The organism is Rathayibacter sp. PhB186, from assembly GCF_003751825.1.
In the GTDB taxonomy this organism is placed as follows: Bacteria; Actinomycetota; Actinomycetes; order Actinomycetales; family Microbacteriaceae; genus Rathayibacter; species Rathayibacter festucae.
The window spans coordinates 306,888-329,073 of sequence record NZ_RJKO01000004.1 but is presented as its reverse complement, the minus strand read 5'-3'; the positions used below and the strand labels follow the sequence as shown (position 1 = coordinate 329,073).

Genomic DNA, 22,186 nt, shown 5'->3' with positions numbered 1-22,186 from the left:
GGCGGTGCTCGCATTCACTGCCGCGCTGGTTCGACGCCTGCCGAAGCGCCAGGGCTGGCCTAGGACGTCGCACCCCGGCCGGTCGGCTGACGGTCCGGTCGCCGCCACTTTCTTCGTGTCGTGGCAGGAGTCGACGCCAGGACGCGCTCGCGGAGGCCACCGCGCGCCCCGCCATCACCTGAGCTGGCGGGACTTCCAGATCGCCTTACCTCAAACGTTTGAGTCATATACATTGCCTCCGACCCCATCTCGACGAGGAGAACAATGACGACCCACACAAGTTCGACGGAGACGATCGCCTCCGTCCGTTCCTTCACCTGGAAGGACAAGGTCGGCTACCTCTTCGGCGACCTCGGGAACGACTTCATCTTCATCCTGGCCTCCAGCTACCTGCTGATCTTCTACACGAACGTGCTCGGCCTGAATCCGGCCCACGTCGGCACGCTCTTCCTCGTGATGCGTCTGGTCGATGCGTTCACCGATGTCGGCTGGGGCCGCTTTCTTGATCGCCACACACCGTCCCGGGCCGGCCGGTTCCGTCCCTGGATTCTGCGCGCGGCCATCCCGCTGGCGGTCGTGAGCGCGTTGCTCTACTCCCCCTTCGCCGCCGACTGGGACTACCCAGCGAAGATGATCTGGGCGGCCGTGACCTATGTCCTGTGGGGCACTGTCTTCTACACGATGGTCAACATCTCGTACGGATCGCTGGCCTCGGTGATGAGCCAGGACCCCGGCCAGCGCGCCTCCCTCTCCGTGTTCCGCGGAGTCGGCGCGAACCTCGCCGGCATCTTCGTCGCCCTCGTACCGCCGCTGTTCCTCTACGCGACGGTCGATGGGGTCTCGCAGGTCCTGCCCTCCGCGTTCTTCACGATCGGCATCGTCTTCTCGGCGCTGGCCCTCGTCTTCTACGTACTCTGCTACTCCCTCGTCCGCGAGCGGGTCCGCTCGATCCCGAACGTCGACAAGCCGAGCTTCGGCAGACTCCTGGCCTCGCTGGCCGGAAACCGGGCGCTGCTCTCGCTCATGTCAGCGAACCTCGTTCTCATCCTGTCATCGCTTCTCACCGGATCCGTCGGCGCTTATCTCTGGCTCATCTACTTCAACAACGGCGCTCTCTCAGGGGTGGCTGGACTCGCCAACGCCCTGCCAGCGTTGATCGCGGCGCCCTTCATCTCCCGACTGGGCCGTCGCTTCGGCAAGAAGGAACTTCTCGTCGTCCTGCTGTTCGGGAGCTCCACCCTCTATTTCGTGCTGTTCTTCGTGGGGGTGACCTCGCCGTGGGTGTTCATCGCCATCAGCGTGATCGCCGGATTCGGGATCGGCTCCTTCAACCTCCTCGTCTGGGCGATCATCAGCGACGTGATCGACTTCCAGGAGGTGCGCACCGGGCAACGCGACGACGGCACGGTCTACGCCGTGAACACCTGGGCGCGCAAGGTCGGACTCGGGCTCGCGGGCGGGCTCGGCGGATACGCACTCGCCTTCATCGGCTTCCAGGCGGGTGCAGCTGTGCAGTCGCCCGGCACGATCCAGGGCATCTACACGGTCGCCACCCTGGTGCCCGGAGTGCTCTACGCCGTCGTCGCGCTGATCCTGCTGTTCTGGTACCCCCTGGGTCGACGCGCGGTCGAGGGCAACAGCGAAGAGCTCGAGAGCCGCCGCGTGGCCGTGGTGTCCTAGTCGCATGAGTCGCATCACCCTCAAGGACATCGCCACACGAGCCGGAGTCTCGGTGTCGACAGTCTCCTATGCGCTGAACGACCAGAGCACGGTGGTGCTGGCATCGGAGACGAAGACGCGGATCCGGATGCTGGCACGCACGCTCGGCTACGTGCCGAACGGGCTGGCGCGCTCACTCCAGGCCCGCTCGAGCCGGACGATCGGTGTGCTCCTGAACAAGCCACTGACCACTCCGCGCTACGCGGAGATCGCTCAGGGGCTGAGTGAAGGTCTGGCGGCAAGGGGTTTCCATCTCGCGCTCCTGGACGGCGATTCGGCCGACAACTGCGTGGAGGACGCCCGCGGCGGACGCCTCGAGGGTCTGGTGTTCATCGGCCACGACGACCACGAGGTTCCGGCCGACCTCGCCCGTGCGGTCGTCGAGCATCGCGTCCCGTTCACGGCGCTCGACTGCGGCTCCACCGCCGACACGGCCTGGGCCACCATCGACTTCGACTACGCCGCTGGTGTGGAGGAGTTGATCAGCCACCTCCGAGAGGAGGGCGTGACGCGGATCGTGCACGTGCTGCCGCAGGTGACTTCACGTGCCGACCGCGTGCGCACCACCGCCATGGCCGCCGCCACCTCCTCCCACGGCCTGTCGTGCCTCCCCGTCTCGACGGGAATGACCGACGATCTGCTCACCCGGCTCGAGTCCGATCCGTCAGCCGGCTCCGACTACTCCGTGGACATCACCCGACGACTCGACGACGCCGCCGCCGCCATCCTCGCCCGCGACACCGACACCACGGCGCTCGTGTGCTCCTGGGGGGCGGACGTCGAGGCGGTCTACCGCTGGGCGGCCATGACTGACGCCGGCCTGCGCGTGGCCGCTCTCGCCGGCGGCCAGCTCGACCCCCGCCTCTGGACGCGGCTCACCTACAGCCGACTGCCCCTGCGACGAGCCGGCGAGATCGCGGCCGGACTCATCATCGACGCCCGCGATCCCGGAACTCGGGCGTCCCGCATCACCCTCGCTCCCACGCTCGATACCGGCGGACGATCGCCGCGAGCACACGACACGGAAGGCCCCCGATGACCAACGTCGTCTTCATCATGTCCGACGACCACGCCGCGCATGCCATCTCGGCGTACGGCAGCCGCGTGAACAGCACGCCGAATCTCGACCGCATCGCCCACGAGGGCATGCGGATGGACGCCGTCTACTGCACCAACTCGATCTGCAGCCCCTCCCGGGCCTCGATCCTCACCGGCACCTACAGCCACCTCAACGGCGTCTCGTCGATCTGGACCGAGATGGACTACCGCGTGCCCACCTTCATCGACGTCCTGCACGACGCCGGCTACCGCACCGCGATGTTCGGCAAGTGGCACCTCGGCGAGCACGGCGTCTCGCAGCCCCGGGGCTTCGACACCTGGAAGGTGTTCCCCGGACAGGGCGACTACGTCGACCCGGAGATGATCGACGAGAACGGCACCGCGGTCGTCCCGGGCTACGCGACGGACATCGTGACCGACCTCTCGATCGACTGGCTCGACAGTCTCGACGAGGGCGAGCCGTTCTGCATGATGGTGCACCACAAGGCCCCGCACCGCCCCTGGGTCCCCGATGAGAAGCACGCCCACCTCTACGCCGACGGCTCGATCCCCGAGCCCGAGACCTTCCTCGACGACAGCGCCTCGCGCAGCAAGGCCGTCCGCGGCGTCCACATGACCATCGCCGACGACATGGGCGGCGACGACCTCAAGGTCGACATGCCGGAGGAGCTGCGCGGCCCGGAGAACCGCGAGGCGCGGATGCGCTGGAAGTACCAGATCTTCATGCGCGACTACCTGCAGTGCATCCAGTCCATCGACGACAACGTGGGACGGCTCCTGGACCACCTGGAGGAGAAGGGCCTCGCCGAGGACACCCTGATCGTCTACACCTCCGATCAGGGCTTCTTCCTCGGCGACCACGGCTGGTTCGACAAGCGCCTGATGTACGACCAATCCCTGCAGATGCCGATGCTGATGAAGTGGCCGGCCGCGATCGAGCCGGGCACCCGGTCGGAGGCGATCATCACGAACGTCGACTTCGCCGCCACCTTCCTCGACGTCTGCGGCATCGCCGCGGACGAGGCGCTGCCCACGTCCCAGGGCCGGAGCTTCCTCCCGCTGCTGCGCGGCGAGCAGGTCGCGGACTGGCCCGACGCCGTCTACTACCGCTACTGGGAGCACGACGACCCGATCCACGCCGCTCCCGCCCACTACGGGATCCGCACGGACTCCTACAAGCTCATCTACTACTACGGCGCCGGCCTCGGCGTCCCGGGCGCCTCCGACGCGGTCTTCGAGCCCGAGTGGGAGCTCTACGACCTCACCGCCGATCCCGAGGAGATGCGCAACGTCGCCGACGAGCCGGCCTACGCCGAGATCAAGGCCGGCCTCGAGGTGAAGCTCGCGGAGTACCAGCGGCACTACGACGACGAGCCCTACGCGGGCCCGGAGACGCCGCGCCCCGAGTGGGGACCGTACGACCACGAGCTCTTCGGGCGCCTACAGGAGTACGTCACTTCGATCCGCTCGGCGCAGTAGGAGCCGCCGACCGCACCCGAGATCCACCTGCGCGCGAAAGGGCCGACGATGACCGCCTCCTCCTCCACGCCTCTCACGGCGACGGTCGCCGTAGGCTCGACGCATGACTGAGTGCGGCCCTTCGTGCACCTGCGGCCCGCCCTCTCGCGGGACGGCGACCCGCATCGGGCCCCGCCCGCTGCCGCTCGGCCCCGCGGTCCGCGGTGAGCACCGGGTGCCTCAGGCGTGGATCCCCCCGGGCGACTACCTCCGGGGCGATTCGTCCGGAGACGAGAACCGCGGCGACGGCGAGACCCCCCGGCACCGGGTCTCGCTCGCCGCGTTCTCGATCGACGCGACGACGGTGACCACCGCGGACTTCCAGCGCTTCACGACCGCGACCGGGTACCGCACCGAAGCCGAGACGTTCGGGTTCTCCGCCGTGTTCCATCTGGCCGTGCGGGCACCTCGGTCCGCTGTCATGGGCCCCGCGTCCGGCACGCCCTGGTGGTACGGGGTGCGCGGCGCGGACTGGGCCCACCCGGGCGGACCGGACTCGGGCATCGAGGACGTCCTCGACCACCCGGTCGTGCACGTCAGCTGGAACGACGCGCAGGCGTACTGCGGCTGGGCCGGCCGGCGACTGCCCACGGAGGCGGAGTGGGAGTACGCGGCCCGCGGCGGGATCGAGGGCGCGAAGTACCCGTGGGGCGACGACGAGGTCGACGCCGGCGGCTGGCGCGCGAACATCTGGCAGGGCCGCTTCCCCACCCAGAACACGGTCGAGGACGGCTGGCTCACCACCGCGCCGGCCGCCGCGTTCACCCCCAACGGGTACGGGCTGCACCAGAGCGTCGGGAACGTGTGGGAGTGGTGCGCGGACTGGTACGACCCCCGCGCCTACACGCCCGAGCCCGTCACCGACCCCCGCGGACCGGCGGCCGGGCAGGCGCGCGTGCTGCGCGGCGGCTCCTACCTCTGCCACCTCTCCTACTGCAACCGGTACCGCAACTCCGCCCGCTCCTCGAACACCCCCGACTCCTCCATGGGCAACGCCGGCTTCCGCACCGTCGGCCTGCGCGACGGCGAGCTGTCATGAGACGGTTCCCAGCGAACGTCTACCGGCACGGCGACGAGCCCGACGCCCGCTTCAGCCTCGCCAACGAGCGCACCTTCCTCGCCTGGATCCGCACCGCGCTGGCCCTGCTCGCCGGCGGCGTCGCCCTCGAGGCGCTCGGGCTGGGCCTGCACCCCGGCTTCCGGCTCGCGGCATCGATCCTGCTGATCACCGCCGGGATCCTCACGCCCCTGCAGGCCTGGATCGGCTGGACGCGCACCGAGCGCGCCCTGCGACTGAACACCCCCCTGCCCTCGGCCGCCCTCGCCCTGCCCCTGGGCCTGATCGTCGTCGTCACCGGGATCCTGGTGCTCCTCGCGATCGTCCTCGCGTGAGCGAGACCGACCGCTCCTCGCGCCCCTTCGACGCCGGGCTGCAGCCCGAGCGCACCGCACTCGCCTGGCGCCGCACCGCGCTCGCACTCACCGCCGGAGCCCTCGTCGGCATCCGCATCCTCCCCACGATCCTCGGACCCTGGGCCCTCCTGCCCGCCGGCGGCGGACTGCTCCTCGCGCTCCTGATCCTCATCCAGTCCCACCATCGCTACCGGACCCACCACCGCGTGCTCACCACCAGCAGCACCGACCGCGTCCCCCTCCCCGACGGCCGGCTCCCCGCACTGGTCGCCGCAACCGCACTCCTCGCGGGAACGGCCGCACTGCTCGTCGTCGTCGCCGGAGCGTCGCGCGGGAGCGGCTAGCTCGAACTGCGGGAGACCAGGACAGGCCCGCCGGGGTCGACGGCCCGGACCGCGTCGGCGATGCGGACCTCGGACGAGCCGCAGCGGGAGGGCATCCGCCGCGGTCTCGACCCGCTGCACGAGCGCTACCGGCGCTTCGCACTCCACGCGCTCGAGGTCACCGACCCGGAGGGGGCGCGGGCGGAGGACGTCGACCTCGTCTTCGGGCTCGTGGAGAGCATCGTGTCCCAGCGCTACTGGGGTGAGCAGGAGGACCGCGAGGCGTACGGCCGGTCGATCGCACGCGGGTGCCTGCGGCTCTCGGAGTCGGCGAGCCGGACATCGAGACGGCCGCGATCAGCGCCGCGGACGTCCTCGCACGGTATAGCGCTGGCGGCCGACGCCACGTGCAGTGATCGCGCCGAAGACGGCGGCACACAGTGCGGCCGCTCCGCCGCGCACGGGCGCCTGGTCGGCGCCTTCCCTCCGACGCCACGGGTCTCGTCGAACTCGTCCTGGTGCGGGCAGGCAGTCGGCCGAGCACCCGGGCATCGTCGGAACCGTCGTGGACGTCCTCGCTGACGAACCCCCAGTGCGCCTCTCAGACCAGTGCGCCTCTCAGAGGAGAGGTCAGGAGGTCGGTTCCAGCAGCAGGCCTGCCTGCTGCTGGAAGGTGAGGTCGTCCTCGAGGTGCCAGTCCTCGACGATCCGTCCGCTCGCGCCGATGTGCTGGATGTCGATCGCGCCGAACTCGATCGGCCGGCCCTCGCCCTGGACTCCGCCGGAGACGCCGGTGAAGTGGCCCGTGAAGGTCAGGCGTGCGGTGAAGGTGTCACCCGTGACGTAGAGGTCGTCGAGCGAGCACGCGAGGTCGGGGACGGCCGCGCGGAACTGCTCCGAGGCGGCGATCGGCCCCTCGGGCCCCTGGGGTCGCCCCTCGGGGAGGGGGCGGTCGAGGAAGGAGTCGTCGACGGCGAGCTCGAGCCAGGACGCGTCGCCCGTGTTCCAGAAGGCGTAGAGCTGCTGCGCGCGGAGGACGACGGGGCGGCTCGCGTCGACGCTCGAGCTGCCCAGATGCACCGTGCCGGGCTGCACGAGGCCGTCGTCGTCACTCACCGCCGCGGCCGGGTCCTCTGTCGGGACCGTGCCGGCGCATCCGGCGGTGGCGAGGAGTCCGGCGAGACCGACGGCGAGCAGGGGTGCGCGACGCTTCACGAGAGCCGCCCGCCGCCGTCGACGTGCAGCGTCGTCCCGGTCACGAACGTGTTGTCCATGGCGAAGCGGACGGCGGAGACGATGTCGCCGACCGAGCCGATCCGGCGAGCGGGGTTCCCGGCCGCAGTCTCGGCGAACATCGCTGACTTCTCCTGCTCGCCCAGCGCGTCCCAGGCGCCGGAGTCGATGATCCCCGGCGAGATCGCGACGGCGCGGACCGGGGCGAGCTCGACCGCGAGCGCCTCGACGAGGAAGGACACCGCTCCGTTGGTCGTCGCCATCACCACGAGCCCCGCCGACGGCTTCCACGCCGCGACACCGGAGAAGAAGAGGAAGCCGCCACCCGGCCGGATCGAGGAGGCGAGGTGCTTGGCGAGGAGGATCGGCCCGATGACCTTCGCGTCGAACGCCGTCAGGACGGCGTCGCGCTCCAGCTCGCGGACCGGGCCGTTCGCGTGCGCCGCCGCGAACGACACGACGAAGTCGAGCGGCCCGAGGTGCGCGGCCGCGGCGATGCTCGCCTCGTCGGCGAGGTCGATCCGAAGGGACCGGAACCGCTCTCCGAACTCCGTCGCGTCATCACCGAGGGCCTCCGGGTGACGCCCGCCGACGATCACCTCATCGCCCTTCGCGAGCAGCTCGCGCACGAGGGCGCGGGCGATGCCCGATCCCCCGCCGACGACGAGCACGCGGTTCTTCTTCTCGTTCATGGTGGCCTTCCTGTCGGGGAGCCGGTGCGGCTCCTTCCTTCGAGACAACCAGGGGAAGGACGCGCTCAGTCCATAAACGACCGTCGTATATCAGAGGTCAGGCATAGAGTTCGTCTATGCCCAGTCTTCGAGCTCTCGAGGTGATGGTGGTGCTGGCGCGGGTCGGATCGATCGGCGCGACCGCTCGCGAGCTGCACCTCTCGCAGCCCGCGGTCTCCCACCAGGTCGCGTCCCTCGAGCGCGAACTCGGAGTGCCCCTCGTGGACCGGAACCCTGCCGGCGCGACCCTCACCCGGTACGGCCGAGCGCTCGTCGTGCACGCCCGCCTCGCCGTCGACGCCGCTGAGCGCGCCGTGGCGGCCGCGCGGACGGCGGACGCGGAGCAGCCGATCCGGCTCGCCGTCGCCGAGAGCTTCACGCTGCCCTTCCTCGTCCCTGTGGTCACCCGGTGGAACGCCGACGGACGCACGCCGCTGCAGCTCGTCGAGACGACCAGCGCCTCCGCCTCGATCGAGGACCTGCGCGCCGGCCTCCTCGACCTCGTCGTCGTCCCCGGGCCGGCGACGCTCGACGGACTGCTCGTGGAGCGCCTGGGGATCGAGGAGATCGTCGTCGTCGGCCGGACCGCCGGAGAGGACTCGCCGGGTCGGATCCCGATCGCGGCGCTCGGCGACGAGGCGGGCGTGATCGGGGTGGACGCGTCGAACGGCTACAGCGCCTGGTTGGCGGAACGCCTCGCCGGCGCGGGAGTGGTCGTCTCCTACCGCCTGCAGACCCGCTCCGTGCAGCAGGCCGCCGCCCTGGCGTCCGCCGGTTTCGGGATCGCCCCCGTCCCGCGGAGTGCCCTCTCGGCCGGAACGGTCGCCGTCGGACTGCGACCCCCGCTCGAGCGCACCGTCCTGGCCATCACTCGATCCTCACCCGATGAGTCCGTGACGGCCCTCGTCGAAGCCCTGCGCAACAGAGTCTCCTCCGCGACCCGCGTGTAGAGCCGCGTCGCCGTACGAACGGTCGATACTCCGAGTTCCAGGAGCGGGAGGCTCCGGCTCGAACGATGCGCACTTCGCGTGCCCTCATCGGGGAACGCCCGCACCATCCGGCACTCACAAGCGCTCTCCATGCGGCGATGCTGCTCGGGTCGGACGACGAGACGCTGCCGGCGCTGCCGGCGCTGCCGTCGGTGTGGGCGCGCGGTGCGGTGACAGGGCTGCGGGCGCGCGGCGGGCTGGTCGTGGACCGGCTGGAGTGGGAGCCGGGACGCGCGTCGCTGACGGTGCGGCGGGTGCCGGGCGCCGAGTGGCTGGCGCCGGCGGGCGGGACGCGGCTGCGGACGCCCCGCGACGCGGTGCCGCGGGTCGACGGGCCGGCTGGTGCCGGCGGACGGGACGCGGCTGCGGACGCCCCGCGACGCGGTGCCGCGGGTCGACGGGCGCGAGGTGTCGGTCGGGCTGGCGATCGGCACGGAGCCGGTGCGCGTGGACGTGGAGTGGCGCGACTGAGGCCGCTGGGGTGACCTCCGGCTCGCGGAACGCGCCTCGGCACACCGAAACAGACGGAACCAGCGAGCCGGACGCGGAACCGCGAGCCGAAGATCGGCCGGAGGCCAGCCGCGGCGACCTCCGGCACGCGGAACACGCCTCGGCACGCGGAGACACGCGGATCCAGCGAGCCGGACATGGAACCGCGAGCCGGAGATCGGCCGGAGGTCGGCCGGGGTGACCTCCGGCACGTGGAACGCGCCTCGGCACGCGGGAACAGCCGGATCCGGCGAGCCGGAGGCGGTTCCGCGAGCCGGAGATGCCGCCGGAGATGCCGCCGGAGGTGCTGCCGGACGCCGCCCGCGCTCAGGCGTCCCGCCGCCCGTAGCGGTCGTAGATGCGGTTGCGCGCCGCCAGCTCGGCCGGCGGGAGGCGCTGGGCGTCGGCGATCTCGTAGACGCCGAAGGTGTCGCGCAGGCGCGAGGACGGGTCGACCTCGACGAAGGTGCACCAGGGCAGCCAGTGGTGGTGGCTGCGGAGGGTCTGGGTCGCGAAGTCGCCGCTCTCGTGGCCGAGGCCGGGCATCGCGTAGCCGATGCTGCCGTCGACGTCGGTCGACTGGCGGGTGTTGCGGTGCAGGAACTCCGCGACGTCCCGGTAGTGGTCGTCGCCGGTGATCAGGAACAGCCGGTAGTAGCTGTACGAGCAGGCCGCCAGGTAGACGTCCGCCCCGCCGCCGAGGGTGATGATGCTCTGGCCGCTGATCGAGTAGCGGTTGAACGGATGCGGCCAGGGCGCGACCACCGGGAAGGACCAGGCGTAGGTCCAGGTCTCGGTGTAGTCGGCGGCGCGGACGGCGCCCTCCAGCCAGCGGTGCTCCTCGGTCAGGTCGTAGAGCGCGAGGAAGCCGAACAGGCCGTAGATGCCGGCCTCCTTGTCCTGGATGTCGGCGTTGTCGCAGGTGCCGCCGCGGTACTCCAGGGTGCGGTGGATGTTCGCGAACGACCACTCGCCGGCGCGCACGGCGGACTCGCGGTAGCGCGCCTCCCCCGTCACCAGGTGCAGCTGCACGAGGAAGCGGATGACGCTCGGGGTGTTCGAGCGCGAGTCCATCCGCACCGAGCCGTCGGCGTTGTAGGCGCGGTGGAAGCTGCCGTCGGGGTCCTGCACCTCCAGCAGCCAGTCGGCCGTCCTCCGGCAGAACTCGAGCCAGACCGGCCGCTCGTCGCCGAGGCCGCGCAGGTGCAGGTAGGCGTCGAGGATCGCCTCGACACCGTCGGCGAGCATCCGCAGGTAGTGCGGGTACGGCTCGAAGCCGCCGAGGGAGGGGTTGAAGCACATCCGCGGCGGACCGGACTCGGGCAGGGCCGTCCGCGCCCAGAAGTCGACGATGCCGACGCCCTGCTCGAACGCCTCGGGCACGCCCTCGCGGTCGCCGTAGCGCAGCAGCTGGTAGCCGATGCCGGGCTGCTGCCCGACGAAGCCGAACTGGAACGAGACGCTCGAGACGTCCAGGTCCAGCAGCTGGCAGGCGAACGGCAGGCCCCAGGAGTCGCCGTAGCGGCGGGTGAGGCGCTGCAGGATCGCCATGCCGTGGTGGAAGTGCCGCTCGTTGTCGACCTCGAACAGGTCGTCGCGGAGGCGCGCGTAGGCGCTGCGCCACGTGACGCGCATCATCGTCGCGAAGTCGTCGTGGCGGCCGAGGTCGACGGCGACGGCGTAGCGCTGGCGGAAGCCGACCTCGACCGGGTGGTTGACCCGCTGCAGCGACTTCGGAGCCGCGTCGTAGTCGAGCCCGGAGTAGGGGTTGTCGACCGGGCGCTCGCCGTCGGCGCCGGGATAGACGTAGTCGATCGACAGGCCGGCCGGCTCCTCGTCGAGCGGGGTCCGCACGCCGAAGCCGTAGTAGAGGTAGTTCAGCGTGGTGCCCTGCGGGCGGCTCAGGCCGATCGAGCCGACGGTGCACTCCGGGTCGGTGAAGTTCTCCGAGCGCACCACGTCCAGGCGCGGCAGCGTGACGTCGGCCGCCCAGCGCGAGAGCGCCACGGTCTCGCCGGTGGCGAGGCTCTGCGCGGCGAACAGCGGCAGCGCGTAGTGCGTCTCGGTGCGCCAGAAGTACTCGCTGCCGGGGTCGCGGCCCATCGCGTCGGCCGGGCCGAAGGCGTTGTCGCGGTACCAGGCGCCGGGCGCGAAGCACTCGTAGTCGCGCAGGTCGGCGGACCCGGTCAGCCCGAGCGAGATGGCCGTCGAGAAGCCGAGGTCGCCGCCGGCCGCGAGCACCTCGACCTCGCGGTGCACGGAGAAGCCGGCGCCGGCGACGCGCCAGACGTCGGTGACGGCGAAGGACGAGCCCGAGCGCGCGGTGATCGTGCCGGTGGCGGTGAGCGCGCCGTCCGCGATCGAGACGTCGTCGTAGGGCGCGCCGGAGTACTCGCTGATCGCGGTGACGGTCTTCACCGTGACGCGCAGCGGGCGGTCGTTGGCGTAGAGGACGTGCTCGCCCGAGAGCACCTCGAGGCCGCCCGCGCGGGCGCGCAGGATGTAGTCGCCGGAGCGGAGTTCCACGGTGGATCCTTCCTGGAGGGTCATGTCAGTGCTTCTCGTCGTGCGTGCGGAGGTCGGGCGCGGGCGCGTCCGCCGGCCCCGGCTCGTCCTCGAGCCGCCGCGCGCCCGGATCGAAGCGCCGCGAGCCCGGCCGGAACAGCAGCGCCACCCCGCCCTCCACGAGCGCCGCGACGAGCAGGAGGATCGCGAACGGGATCAGCGAGATCTCGGCCCATGCGCCCATCACCGGCATCACCAGGCCGGCCGCGGTGAAGCTGACCGTGCCGAGGATCGCCGTGACGCTGCCCGCCTCGCTCGACGGGCCCTGGAGCGACAGGTACTGCACCGGCGCGAAGCCGAGCGAGCGGCCCGCGAGCGCGAAGGTGAGCGCGCCGACGACGACGAGCAGCGACTGCGTCCCGGTGAGGGCGAGCACCGCGACCACGACGGCGCCGAGGCCCGTGACGATCGCCGAGGCGAACATCGCGAAGCGCGGCCCGAACCGCGGCACGATCACCCGGCCCGTCGTCTGCCCGACCGCGATGGTCACGAGCGAGGTGACCAGGAACAGCAGCCCGTAGAGGTCCGGCCCCACCGCGTAGACGTTCGTGTAGAGGAACGGCGCCGTCGCCAGGTAGGCGAATCCGACCGACCAGCCGGCGGCTGAGGCGGCGGCGAGCGCCAGCACCCGTGGCCGCCTCAGCATCCCGAACGAGTTCCGCAGCGACGGGCCGAGCCCGCCCTGGTGCCGCCGCTCGCGGGGCAGCGTCTCGGGCAGCACCAGCAGCGCGATCACGGTGGCGAGCGCTCCCCAGGCGGCGACCGCGAGGAAGGAGCCGCGCCAGTCGATCACCTTGGTCAGCTGCGCGCCGACGGAGGGCACCAGGATCGGGAAGACCGACACGATCACGGCGAGGTTCGCGAGCATCGTCACGAGCCGCTTGCCGCTGTAGAGGTCGCGGACGATCGCGGTGACGACCACTCCGGCCGCGGTGCAGGCGGCGCCCTGGACGAAGCGGGCCGAGAGCAGCACCGCGGTGTCCGAGGTCATCGCCGCGACGAGGCTCGCCGCGATGTGCAGGGCCGCCGAGACGCCGAGCGGCCACTTGCGGCCGACCGCGTCGCTGAGCGGACCGGAGATCAGCTGGCCGGCCGCGAAGCCGAAGGTCGCACCGGTGACGACCAGCTGGGCGGTCGCGACCGAGACGCGGAGGTCGTCCTGCAGCGTCGGCAGGAAGGGCAGCACCAGGTCGATGGTGAGCGGCCCGAAGCCGACCAGCATCGCGAAGATCGGCAGCAGCAGCCGGCCGCGGGGCATCGCCCGGGTGGCGGAAGCGGCCGTGGCGGAGGCGGTCATGAGCGCGGAGCGCAGGTCACGGAGAGAGTCCTGTTCATCGGCTCCCGGCCGAGACCGGGAAGTAGAGCGAGAAGGGTTCGTCGACGACCTCGTGCAGAGGCCGGAAGCGGATCGCGACGGGCTGGCCGAGGGTGCGGTAGCCGCGGAGCCACTGGGTCCACTGCCGCTCGTTGTCGGGGGCGAGCAGCGCGGGGGCGTCCTCGAGGCGGCCGCGGAGGCTCACCTCGCGGTCGACGAGGCCGGCCAGCACGACCGGCCCCTCGACGAACGCGACGGTGCCGGGCTCGTCCGGGATCGGCACGGCGCGGATCTCGGTGCCGAAGGCGAGGTCGACGCCGGTGCGGCCGCCGGGGTGCGTCAGCAGGAGCTCGCCTTCGAGGCGCTCGACTCGCGCGGAGTCACCCGCGACGCCCGGCTCGCCGACGGTCCACTCCGGCACCCGGATCCGCACCTGCAGCGCGACCCCCTCCGCCGACTCCACATCGATGCGGATCCGCGAGGCGGAGGGCCGGTGCGCGTCGCCCGCGGCTCCCGCGTTCGCGTCCGGGCCCACGTAGCCGGCGTTGTCGAGCACCTCGACCCGCACGGCCACCTCGCCCGCCGCGGTCGCCATGCGGACGCTCGCGTCGACGTGCTGCGCGATCGTCAGCTCGGCGTCGCCGCCGCGGTAGAAGACGAGACCGGAGTGGCGGGTGTGCGCCTGCACCAGCGTGCCGTGGCAGCACCAGAAGTCCTCGGTCGGGCTGCCCCAGTCCTTGCGGGCGCCGCCCTCCAGCGGCAGGAAGTAGGCGACCATCCCGGTCCTCGGGTTCTGCTGGGCGAGCAGGCCGTTCCAGAGGTTCCGCTCGATGTAGTCGGCGTAGGCGAGGTCGCCGGTCCAGCGCAGCAGCACGTCGGCCAGCCGGATCATGTTGTAGACCGTGCAGTGCTCCTGCGTCTTCTCGCCGCGGCGGGCGGCGAACTCGAACGGCGGCGTCCAGATCTCGCCCGAGGTCTGGCCGCCGGTGCAGAAGGTGCCGCGGTGGACGACCGCCTGCTCCCAGTAGGCCTCGACGATCCGCCGCCAGCGCTCGTCGCCGGTGACCTCGTAGGCGCGGGCGGCGCCGAGCACCTCGGGGATCGTGGTGTTGGCGTGCATGTTGGTGAGCACGTCGCGGCCCGCGAGCAGGCCCTCGAAGAGCGAGCGGCGGTCGTAGCGCTCGAGCAGCTCGGCGTAGACGGGGTCGCCGGTGATCGCGAGGAGGTCGGCCCAGACCTCGAGCATGCCGCCGGTCTCGACCTCGAGGATCTCCTGGAACGCGTCGTCGTCGAAGCCGCGGACCCACTCCAGCAGCGGGGTCGTCGCCGCCCGCGCCATCCGCAGCGCCCGCTCGTCGCCGAGGTCGAGGTGCAGGTCGACCAGGCCCATCAGCAGCTTGTGCATCGCGTACTGCGGCGCCCAGATCGGGCGGCCGGTCGCCAGGCGGTCGAGGTAGCCGCGCGGGATCGCCCAGATCCAGCCGCCGCCGTTCTCCTCCTGGCAGCGCTCGAGGCCGTCGAGCACGGAGTCGATCCGGACGCGCAGCAGCGGGTCGCCGGTGACCGCGACCTCGCGCGCCGCTGCCGAGAGCCAGTGGCCGAGGAAGTGGCCGCGCAGCTGCGAGCCGGGCGTCTCCCAGCCCCAGTGCCGGTCGAGACCACGGGACTCGCGCGACTCCTGGGACGGGTGCAGGTGCCAGCCCTGGTCGCCGATCCCGGCCTCGATGCGGAAGTTCTGCAGCAGCCCCTCGTCGGTCAGCGAGAGCAGGTAGTCGCGGTTGAGCCGCCGCCGGGCGTCGAGCACCCCGCGCTCCAGGCGGGACTCGTGCGGGGCCGGGTGGGTCAGCGGCATGGGTGCTCCTCGGCGGTGAGTGATCGGGGTGGGTGGATCGAAGCGGGGTGGATCTGCAGTGAGCGGGACGACGACGGGATCGCCGGCGGTCGAGATCGATCTCTCACTGTACTCAGACCAGGATCGACGGTAGGAATGTCATCATGCAATCCCCGAGAGTGATCCATCTCGTCGCCGATGACGTGTCCGCCCTCCTCACTCAGTCGGGAGGCGACCTGCCCGTCCTGCTGCACTGGGGTCCGCGGATCGAGGCGAGCGACGACGACCTCGCCGGTTTCGCAACCACCCCCGTGAGGACGGGGATGGACGGCGGTTCCGACGTGCCCTACGAGCCCGGGATCCTCCCCGAGCACTCCTTCGGCTGGGCCGGTCTGCCGGGTCTCCGCGTGCACCGCGAGGGCGCCGGCTGGTCGCCGCGGCTCACCGTGGACGCCGTCTCGGTGGCCGGCGAGGCCCTTGCGGAGGGCGCCGTCGCGCAGCCCGGCAGCGCCGCCGTGACGGTCGAGGCGCACGACGCGCAGGCCGGAATCGGGGTCGTGCTGGAGATCGTTCTCTCGCCCGCCGGACTGCTCCGGACGCGCGTCTCCGTCCGCAACGACGGCGCCGGGCACCTCGAGGTGATCGGCGCCGACCCCGCCCTGCGGATCCCCACCGAGGCCCGCGAGATCCTGGACTTCTCCGGCCGCTGGGGCACCGAGAAGATCCCGCAGCGCCACCCCGTCGTCACCGGCAGCCACTCGCGCTCCTCGCGGCGCGGCCGCACGGGCCTGGACGCGACGACGGTCGTCGCGATCGGCACCCCCGGCTTCGACGCGGCCGACGGCAAGGTCTGGCTCTGCCACGTCGGCATCGGCGGCAACCACGAGCACGCCGTCGAGCGCGGCGACGGCTGGCTCGCCTTCCGCGGCGGCGAGCTGCTCCTGCCCGGCGAGGTCCGCCTGGCGAGCGGCGAGAGCTACTCCTCCCCCTGGATCTCCGGCAGCTTCGGCCACGGCCTCGACGCCGCAGCGGCCCGCTACCACGCCTACCTCCGCGGAGTCTCGCGCTCCTCGCGCCGCCCGCGCCCGGTCACCCTCAACGTCTGGGAGGCGGTCTACTTCGAGCAGGACTTCGCGACCCTCGCCGAGCTGGCCGACCGAGCCGCCGCCCTCGGGGTCGAGCGCTACGTGCTCGACGACGGCTGGTTCCTCGGCCGCAGCGACGACCGCGCGGGCCTCGGCGACTGGACGCCCGACCCCGTCTCCTGGCCGGACGGCCTCCTCCCCCTGGCCGAGCACGTCCGCGGCCGGGACATGGAGTTCGGCCTCTGGGTCGAGCCCGAGATGATCAACGAGGACTCCGACCTCGCCCGCGCGCACCCCGACTGGATCCTGCGCGCCCGCGAGGAGCTGCCGCCGCGCTTCCGGTTCCAGCAGGTGCTCGACCTGACGAATCCGGACGCGTTCGCGCACATCCTCGGCGTGCTCGACGGGCTGGTCGCCGACCTCGGCGTCGCGTACCTGAAGTGGGATCACAACCGCGATCTGATCGACGCCGGCCACCCCGCCACCGGCACCGCCGCCGTGCACGAGCAGACGCTCGCGCTCTACCGGCTGATCGACGAGCTGCGCGAGCGGCACCCCGAGCTCGAGATCGAGAGCTGCGCCTCCGGCGGCGGCCGCGTCGACCTCGGGATCCTCGAGCGCACCGACCGCGTGCACACCTCCGACAACCAGGACCCGCTGGACCGCTCGCGGATGCTGCGCTGGACCGGGCTGCTCGTGCCGCCGGAGATGCTCGGCTCGCACGTCGCCTCGCCGGTCAACTCCGTCACCGGCCGCACCAGCGACCTGCACACCCGCTGCGCGATCGCCTTCCTCGGCCACTTCGGCATCGAGTGGGACCTCCGCGAGCTGGACGCCGAGGAGGAGCCGGTGCTGGCCGGCTGGATCGCGGCGTACCGCGAGCACCGCGGGCTGATCGCCACCGGGCGGGTCGTCGGGAGCGGAGACTCCGATCCCGACGCGCCGTCGCTGCGCGGCGTCGTCGCGACCGACGGCTCCGAGGCGCTCTACACGCTGGTCACGCCCGCGCTGACGGCGGACTCGCGCCGCCGCGTCCGCCTCCCGGGCCTGGATCCGCGGGCCCGCTACCGCGTCGAGGCCGCGCGCCCCGGCTCGCTCGGCCCGCCCTGGCAGAGCCCGCGCTGGCTGGAGGCGACCGTGCCGCTCGACTCCGACGCCCCGGCCCCCGCCTACTCGGGGAGCCTGCTGGGCGAGGCGGGCCTGGACCTGCCGACCTTCCACGCCGACCGCGCGATCGTCCTGCGGCTCGTCCGCGTCGACGCATGAGCGCCGACGCGTGAGCGCCGCCGCCCCGACCACTGCCGACTCGCCCGCCACCACCCTGGAGCACCCCGTGAACACCACCGTCACCGTCGACCTCGACCGGCCCGGCGCCACCATCAGCAAGCACGTCTACGGCCACTTCGCCGAGCACCTCGGCCGCTGCATCTACGACGGCTTCTGGGTCGGCGAGGACTCGCCCGTCCCGAACGCCGGCGGGATCCGCCTGGACGTCGTCGAGGCCCTGCGCGCCCTCGACATCCCCAACCTCCGCTGGCCGGGCGGCTGCTTCGCCGACCGCTACCACTGGACCAACGGCATCGGTCCGCGCGAGGAGCGCCCCGGCCTGATCAACACCCAGTGGGGCGGGGTCGCCGAGGACAACTCCTTCGGCACCCACGAGTTCATGGCGCTCTGCGAGCTGCTCGGCGCCGACGCCTACATCTCCGGCAACATCGGCTCCGGCACCGTGCAGGAGATGGCCGACTGGGTCGAGTACCTCACCGGCTCCGGGAAGTCGCCGATGGCCGACCTCCGCCGCTCGCACGGCCGCGAGGAGCCGTGGACCGTCCGCTACTGGGGCCTCGGCAACGAGACCTGGGGCTGCGGCGGCAACATGCGCGCCGGCGCCTACGCCGACCTCGCCCGCCAGTTCGGCACCTTCGTGCAGAGCGGCAACGACGTGCCGCTGCACCGCATCGCGGCCGGCGCCGACGGCGCGGACACGCACTGGACGCAGACGCTGATGGAGGTGATCCCCGAGATCGAGGGGCACCCCTTCTCCTCCGTGCCGTGGGAGTCGGTCTCGGTGCACTACTACACGATCGGCGGCAGCTGGCACGCGAAGGGCAGCGCCACCGACTTCGACGCGGACACCTACTGGAGCACGATCGTCGCCGCGCAGGGCATCGAGGAGCTGCTGCGCTCGCACGCCGCCGTGATGGACGTGCACGACCCCGAGAAGAAGTACGGGATGGTGCTCGACGAATGGGGCACCTGGTGGGACGTCGAGCCGGGCACGCACCCGGGCTTCCTCTTCCAGCAGAACACCATCCGCGACGCGATGGTCGCGGGAATCCACTTCGACGTCTTCCACGCCTTCGCCGACCGGCTCTCGATGGCGAACATCGCGCAGACCGTCAACGTGCTGCAGGCGATGCTGCTCACCGACCCCGATGGCGGCGAGATGGTGCGGACGCCCACCTACCACGTGTTCGAGATGAACAAGGGCCACCAGGACGCGACGGTGCTGCCGACCACGGTCGCCGGGCCGACCCACGCGGTCGACGGGCGCGAGATCGCGCTGGCCTCCGCCTCCGCCTCGGTGAAGGACGGGCGCGTGCTGGTCTCGATGACCAACGTCGACCTCGACGAGCCGCTGGAGATCGAGCTGTCCTTCCGCGGCGGTTCCGTGACCGGAGCGACGGGGCGGCTCCTCACCGCCGACTCGCCCCAGGCGCACAACCGGCCGGGCGACGCCGACGCGGTCAGCCCGGTCCCGCTCGAAGGGCTGGAGACCACGGCGACGGGGCTGCGGGTGACGCTGCCGCCGCACTCCTTCGCGACGGTGTCGCTGGAGCTGGCCGGGGACGCGGCGGGCTCGCTCGTGGCAGGGTCGGACGCATGATCGCAACGCGAACCGAGGCCGCCCGCCGCCCGCCCATGGGCTGGAACAGCTGGGACTGCTTCGGCTCCTCCGTCACCGAGGACGAGGTGCTCGCCAACGCCGAGTACCTCGCCGAGCACCTGCTCCCGCACGGCTGGGACACGGTCGTCGTCGACATCCAGTGGTACGAGCCGGACCCCGGCACGAGCGACTACCAGGAGGTGTCGGAGCCGGTCCTGGACGACTGGGGCCGGCCGCAGCCCGCGGTGGGGCGCTTCCCCTCCGCGGCGACCGGAGGCTTCACCGCGCTCGCCGCGCGCGTGCACGCCCTCGGGCTGCGCTTCGGCGTGCACCTGATGCGCGGCGTGCCCCGCCGGGCCGCCGAGCTCGGGCTGCCGGTGCTCGGCTCCGACGCGACCTGCGCCGACATCGCCGACCGCGGGAACGTCTGCCCGTGGAACCCGGACGACTACGGCGTGGACATGACGGTGCCGGGCGCGCAGCAGTACTACGACTCGGTGATGGCGCAGCTGGCGTCGTGGGGCGTCGACTTCGTCAAGCTCGACGACGTGCTCTACCCGCCGATCCAGGCCGACGAGATCGCCGCGCTCTCCCGCGCGATCGACGCGACCGGCCGGCCGATGGTGCTGAGCCTCTCGCCGGGCAAGCAGCTCTCGCTGGAGAACCTGGACCTGCTCCGCGACACCGCGCAGATGTGGCGGATCTCGGACGACTTCTGGGACGACTGGGCGCACCTGCAGGAGCAGTTCCAGCGCGCCGCGCGCTGGGCGCCGCACCAGCGCCCGGGCGCGTGGGCCGACGCCGACATGCTGCCGCTGGGCCGGATCGGCGTGCGGGCGCACGTGGGCGAGGACCGCCTGTCGCGGTTCACCCCCGCCGAGCAGCGCACGCTCGTGACGCTCTGGTGCCTGCTGCGGTCGCCGCTGATGATGGGCGGGCACCTCCCGGACACCCCGCCCGAGACGCTCGCGCTGCTGACGAACGACGACGTGCTGGCCCTGCTGTCCAGCGAGGGCAGCCGCGAGATCGTCCGCGACGGCGACCTCGTCGTCTGGAGCGCCTGGCAGGGCGACGTGCAGTGGCGCGGCGTCTTCTGGCTCGGCGACTCCCCGCGCGAGTACTCCGCGCACCTCGCCGACCTCGGCTGCACCGGCACCCCCGTCGACGCCTGGACGGGCGAGCCCCTCCCCGTCGCCGACGGCGCGGTCACCCTGACCCTCGAGCCCCACGGCGCGCACCTGCTCCGCTTCGCCTGACCCGCCGCGCCCCTTCATGCTGATCGAGTAGCGCCCGCAGGGCGCGTCTCGAGATCCACCGCCGCAAGCACGCGAGGTCTCGATACGCCGCTCCGCGGCTACTCGACCAACAAGAAGGAAGCCGCTCCGCGGCTGCGTTTCCGGCATGAGAGGGAGCCGCTCCGCGGCTGCTGGACCGGCGTGAGAGGGCCGCTCCGCGGCTGTTCCACCCCGCAGGAGCAGGGCGCCGCTGCGCGGCTCCACGACCTCCCTGGCAGCTCGCGCGCACTCCCTGATGATTCGACCAGCACCCGAAGAGCACGGATCGAGAGCGACCTCACGCCGGAAAGTCCTCGCACAACCACGGTATGAGGATTTCCACACAAAGCACGGCTGTGCATTTTTCCTCACTGGGGCGTATTGTGAGGAAATACCCACAGTCGAGGTGTGACCCGAGTCGCACTCGAGCCTTCAGGAGGAGCAGTGCCGATCATCAAGGCTCGCAAGGCGAGCGACCTCGCCTCGATCGTCCGCGCTGTACGCGAGGAGTCCGGCCTGAGTCAGACCGAGCTCGCGGAACGGATCGGCCTGTCACGCGAGTACGTCGTGAACCTGGAGACCGGGCAGCCGACGCTCTACGCGCGAAGACTGTTCCGCATCATGCATGAGCTCGGTATCACCGTCTCCCTCGAGTATCAGGACTCGGCTCGTGATGACGACGGCGTCACCGCTTCGAACAAGCGCACGTGATCTTGGCGAGGATCGACGTCGGGCGACTTCGAACACGTGGGTCTCGATACGCCGCTCCGCGGCTACTCGACCAGCGTGCTGCCGCGAGTGCGCAGAAGTTGCGGTAGTCGGGCGCGACTACCGCAACTTTCGCGTTCTGGGGGCGGGTCAGGACTCCGTGTCGGTGAGGGCGTCGAGGCGGGCGACGTCGTCGGCCGAGAGGGGGAAGTCGACCCGGGCGTTCTCGCGGATGCGCGCGGGGGTGGTCGACTTCGGCAGGGGCAGGACGTCCTTCTCGAGCAGGTAGCGGATGCAGAGCTGCGCGACGGAGACGCCGTTCGCCTTCGCGATGTCGGCGAGGTCCGAGTTCTCGAGCAGGCCGCCGGTCGCCAGCGGCGAGTAGCCCTCGACGAGGATGCCGTTGGCGCGGCAGTAGTCGGTCGTCTCGTCCTGGGTGTTGCCGACGAACCAGCGGATCTGGTTGGCGTGCGGCTTCACGTCGGTCGCCGCGATCAGCGACTCCAGGTCGTCGACGGAGAAGTTGGAGACGCCGATGGCGCGGGCGCGGCCGGAGTCGTAGATCTCCTCCATCGCCTTCCAGGCCGCGATGTTGCCGTCGCGGTGGTCCGAGCCCATGTCCGACCACGGCCACGGGGCGTGGATCAGGTACAGGTCGACGTGCTCGAGCTCGAGCGCCGCCATCGTCGTCTCGAAGCTGTCCTTCGCGCCGGCGTGGTCCTTGACCTCGGCGGGCAGCTTCGTGGTGATGAAGACCTCGTCGCGGGGGATCCTGCTGTCGCGCAGGGCCCGGCCGACGCTCGCCTCGTTGCCGTAGCCGCGGGCGGTGTCGATGTGGCGGTAGCCGGCCTCGAGCGCCGTGGTCACCGCGTCGTAGGCGTCGGCGCCGTCCTCGATCTGCCAGGTGCCGAAGCCGATCTTCGGGATCTCGACCCCGTTGGACAGGGTGAAGGTGTCGGTCAGTGCAGGCATGTCTCTCCTCGAGAAGTCCGGCCCCGCGCGCGTCCTCGCGCCGGGGGTGCTGCCGTTCACGGTAGGCGCGCGGGG

General features: G+C 71.7%; 18 protein-coding genes and 1 pseudogene. 13 read left to right on the top strand and 6 right to left on the bottom strand.

Translation table 11 applies throughout. The features are described from left to right. The first annotated feature begins 264 nt into the window (after positions 1 to 264). The 6 genes from EDF45_RS13255 (at position 265) to EDF45_RS13230 (ending at position 6,053) form a co-directional block, all read left to right on the top strand. Complete coding sequence (locus EDF45_RS13255) at positions 265 to 1,680, top strand: MFS transporter (protein ID WP_123736325.1); 1,416 nt, start codon at positions 265 to 267, stop codon at positions 1,678 to 1,680. Positions 1,681 to 1,684: 4 nt separating this feature from the next. Then, complete coding sequence (locus tag EDF45_RS13250; protein ID WP_123736326.1) at positions 1,685 to 2,758, top strand: LacI family DNA-binding transcriptional regulator; 1,074 nt, start codon at positions 1,685 to 1,687, stop codon at positions 2,756 to 2,758. Then, on the top strand, positions 2,755 to 4,257 hold the full coding sequence (locus EDF45_RS13245; RefSeq protein WP_123736327.1) for a sulfatase: 1,503 nt from the start codon (positions 2,755 to 2,757) through the stop codon (positions 4,255 to 4,257). The genes EDF45_RS13250 and EDF45_RS13245 overlap by 4 nt, the downstream gene beginning before the upstream one ends. A 103-nt stretch (positions 4,258 to 4,360) precedes the next feature. Continuing rightward, on the top strand, positions 4,361 to 5,335 hold the full coding sequence (locus EDF45_RS13240; protein ID WP_185020180.1) for a formylglycine-generating enzyme family protein: 975 nt from the start codon (positions 4,361 to 4,363) through the stop codon (positions 5,333 to 5,335). Then, positions 5,332 to 5,688, top strand: coding sequence for a YidH family protein (locus EDF45_RS13235; RefSeq protein WP_123736328.1), 357 nt, complete (start codon positions 5,332 to 5,334; stop codon positions 5,686 to 5,688). Before EDF45_RS13240 ends, EDF45_RS13235 begins: the two co-directional genes overlap by 4 nt. Beyond that, positions 5,685 to 6,053 (top strand): DUF202 domain-containing protein, encoded by a 369-nt coding sequence (locus tag EDF45_RS13230; RefSeq protein WP_123736329.1) that lies wholly within the window; start codon positions 5,685 to 5,687, stop codon positions 6,051 to 6,053. The genes EDF45_RS13235 and EDF45_RS13230 overlap by 4 nt, the downstream gene beginning before the upstream one ends. Before the next feature lie 609 nt (positions 6,054 to 6,662). Here EDF45_RS13230 and EDF45_RS13220 read toward each other — a convergent pair. Both EDF45_RS13220 and EDF45_RS13215 read right to left on the bottom strand, forming a co-directional pair. Continuing rightward, positions 6,663 to 7,247 (bottom strand): ester cyclase, encoded by a 585-nt coding sequence (locus tag EDF45_RS13220; RefSeq protein WP_221181115.1) that lies wholly within the window; start codon positions 7,245 to 7,247, stop codon positions 6,663 to 6,665. Beyond that, positions 7,244 to 7,957, bottom strand: coding sequence for an SDR family oxidoreductase (locus EDF45_RS13215; RefSeq protein ID WP_123736331.1), 714 nt, complete (start codon positions 7,955 to 7,957; stop codon positions 7,244 to 7,246). Before EDF45_RS13215 ends, EDF45_RS13220 begins: the two co-directional genes overlap by 4 nt. A gap of 116 nt (positions 7,958 to 8,073) precedes the next feature. On the opposite strand from EDF45_RS13215, the gene EDF45_RS13210 reads away from it, so the two are divergent. The 3 genes and pseudogenes from EDF45_RS13210 to EDF45_RS21800 all read left to right on the top strand — a co-directional run bounded on the left by EDF45_RS13210 (position 8,074) and on the right by EDF45_RS21800 (position 9,456). Then, positions 8,074 to 8,946, top strand: a complete 873-nt coding sequence (locus EDF45_RS13210; RefSeq protein WP_123736332.1) for a LysR family transcriptional regulator — start codon at positions 8,074 to 8,076, stop codon at positions 8,944 to 8,946. A gap of 65 nt (positions 8,947 to 9,011) precedes the next feature. After that, positions 9,012 to 9,209, top strand: a pseudogene (locus EDF45_RS21965) (glycoside hydrolase family 95-like protein); the annotation flags it as partial. 118 nt (positions 9,210 to 9,327) lie between these two features. Then, positions 9,328 to 9,456: a hypothetical protein gene (locus tag EDF45_RS21800; RefSeq protein ID WP_260312181.1), complete on the top strand. Its 129-nt coding sequence runs from the start codon at positions 9,328 to 9,330 to the stop codon at positions 9,454 to 9,456. Positions 9,457 to 9,801: 345 nt separating this feature from the next. On the opposite strand, the gene EDF45_RS13200 is transcribed toward EDF45_RS21800, so the two are convergent. The 3 genes from EDF45_RS13200 to EDF45_RS13190 are packed head-to-tail and all read right to left on the bottom strand — an operon-like array spanning position 9,802 to position 15,206. After that, a complete protein-coding gene (locus tag EDF45_RS13200; RefSeq protein WP_221181496.1) occupies positions 9,802 to 12,024 on the bottom strand; it encodes a hypothetical protein in 2,223 nt (740 codons plus the stop codon). A gap of 1 nt (position 12,025) precedes the next feature. Further along, positions 12,026 to 13,336, bottom strand: coding sequence for a multidrug effflux MFS transporter (locus EDF45_RS13195; RefSeq protein ID WP_123736334.1), 1,311 nt, complete (start codon positions 13,334 to 13,336; stop codon positions 12,026 to 12,028). A 34-nt stretch (positions 13,337 to 13,370) separates the two neighbouring features. After that, positions 13,371 to 15,206, bottom strand: a complete 1,836-nt coding sequence (locus EDF45_RS13190; protein WP_123736335.1) for a beta-L-arabinofuranosidase domain-containing protein — start codon at positions 15,204 to 15,206, stop codon at positions 13,371 to 13,373. Between the two features lie 143 nt (positions 15,207 to 15,349). Here EDF45_RS13190 and EDF45_RS13185 point away from each other — a divergent pair, with 143 nt between their 5' ends. The 4 genes from EDF45_RS13185 to EDF45_RS13175 all read left to right on the top strand — a co-directional run bounded on the left by EDF45_RS13185 (position 15,350) and on the right by EDF45_RS13175 (position 21,142). After that, positions 15,350 to 17,536, top strand: a complete 2,187-nt coding sequence (locus EDF45_RS13185) for an alpha-galactosidase (protein ID WP_123736336.1) — start codon at positions 15,350 to 15,352, stop codon at positions 17,534 to 17,536. A gap of 10 nt (positions 17,537 to 17,546) precedes the next feature. After that, positions 17,547 to 19,157: an alpha-N-arabinofuranosidase gene (locus EDF45_RS21295; RefSeq protein WP_185020179.1), complete on the top strand. Its 1,611-nt coding sequence runs from the start codon at positions 17,547 to 17,549 to the stop codon at positions 19,155 to 19,157. Next, entirely contained in the window at positions 19,154 to 20,413 is a 1,260-nt protein-coding gene (locus EDF45_RS21290; protein ID WP_260312182.1) for an alpha-galactosidase, read from the top strand. Before EDF45_RS21295 ends, EDF45_RS21290 begins: the two co-directional genes overlap by 4 nt. Before the next feature lie 462 nt (positions 20,414 to 20,875). Continuing rightward, positions 20,876 to 21,142: a helix-turn-helix domain-containing protein gene (locus EDF45_RS13175; RefSeq protein ID WP_185020178.1), complete on the top strand. Its 267-nt coding sequence runs from the start codon at positions 20,876 to 20,878 to the stop codon at positions 21,140 to 21,142. A 147-nt stretch (positions 21,143 to 21,289) separates the two neighbouring features. Here EDF45_RS13175 and EDF45_RS13170 read toward each other — a convergent pair whose 3' ends face one another. Further along, positions 21,290 to 22,111: an aldo/keto reductase gene (locus EDF45_RS13170; RefSeq protein ID WP_123736338.1), complete on the bottom strand. Its 822-nt coding sequence runs from the start codon at positions 22,109 to 22,111 to the stop codon at positions 21,290 to 21,292. Positions 22,112 to 22,186: the final 75 nt, after the last annotated feature.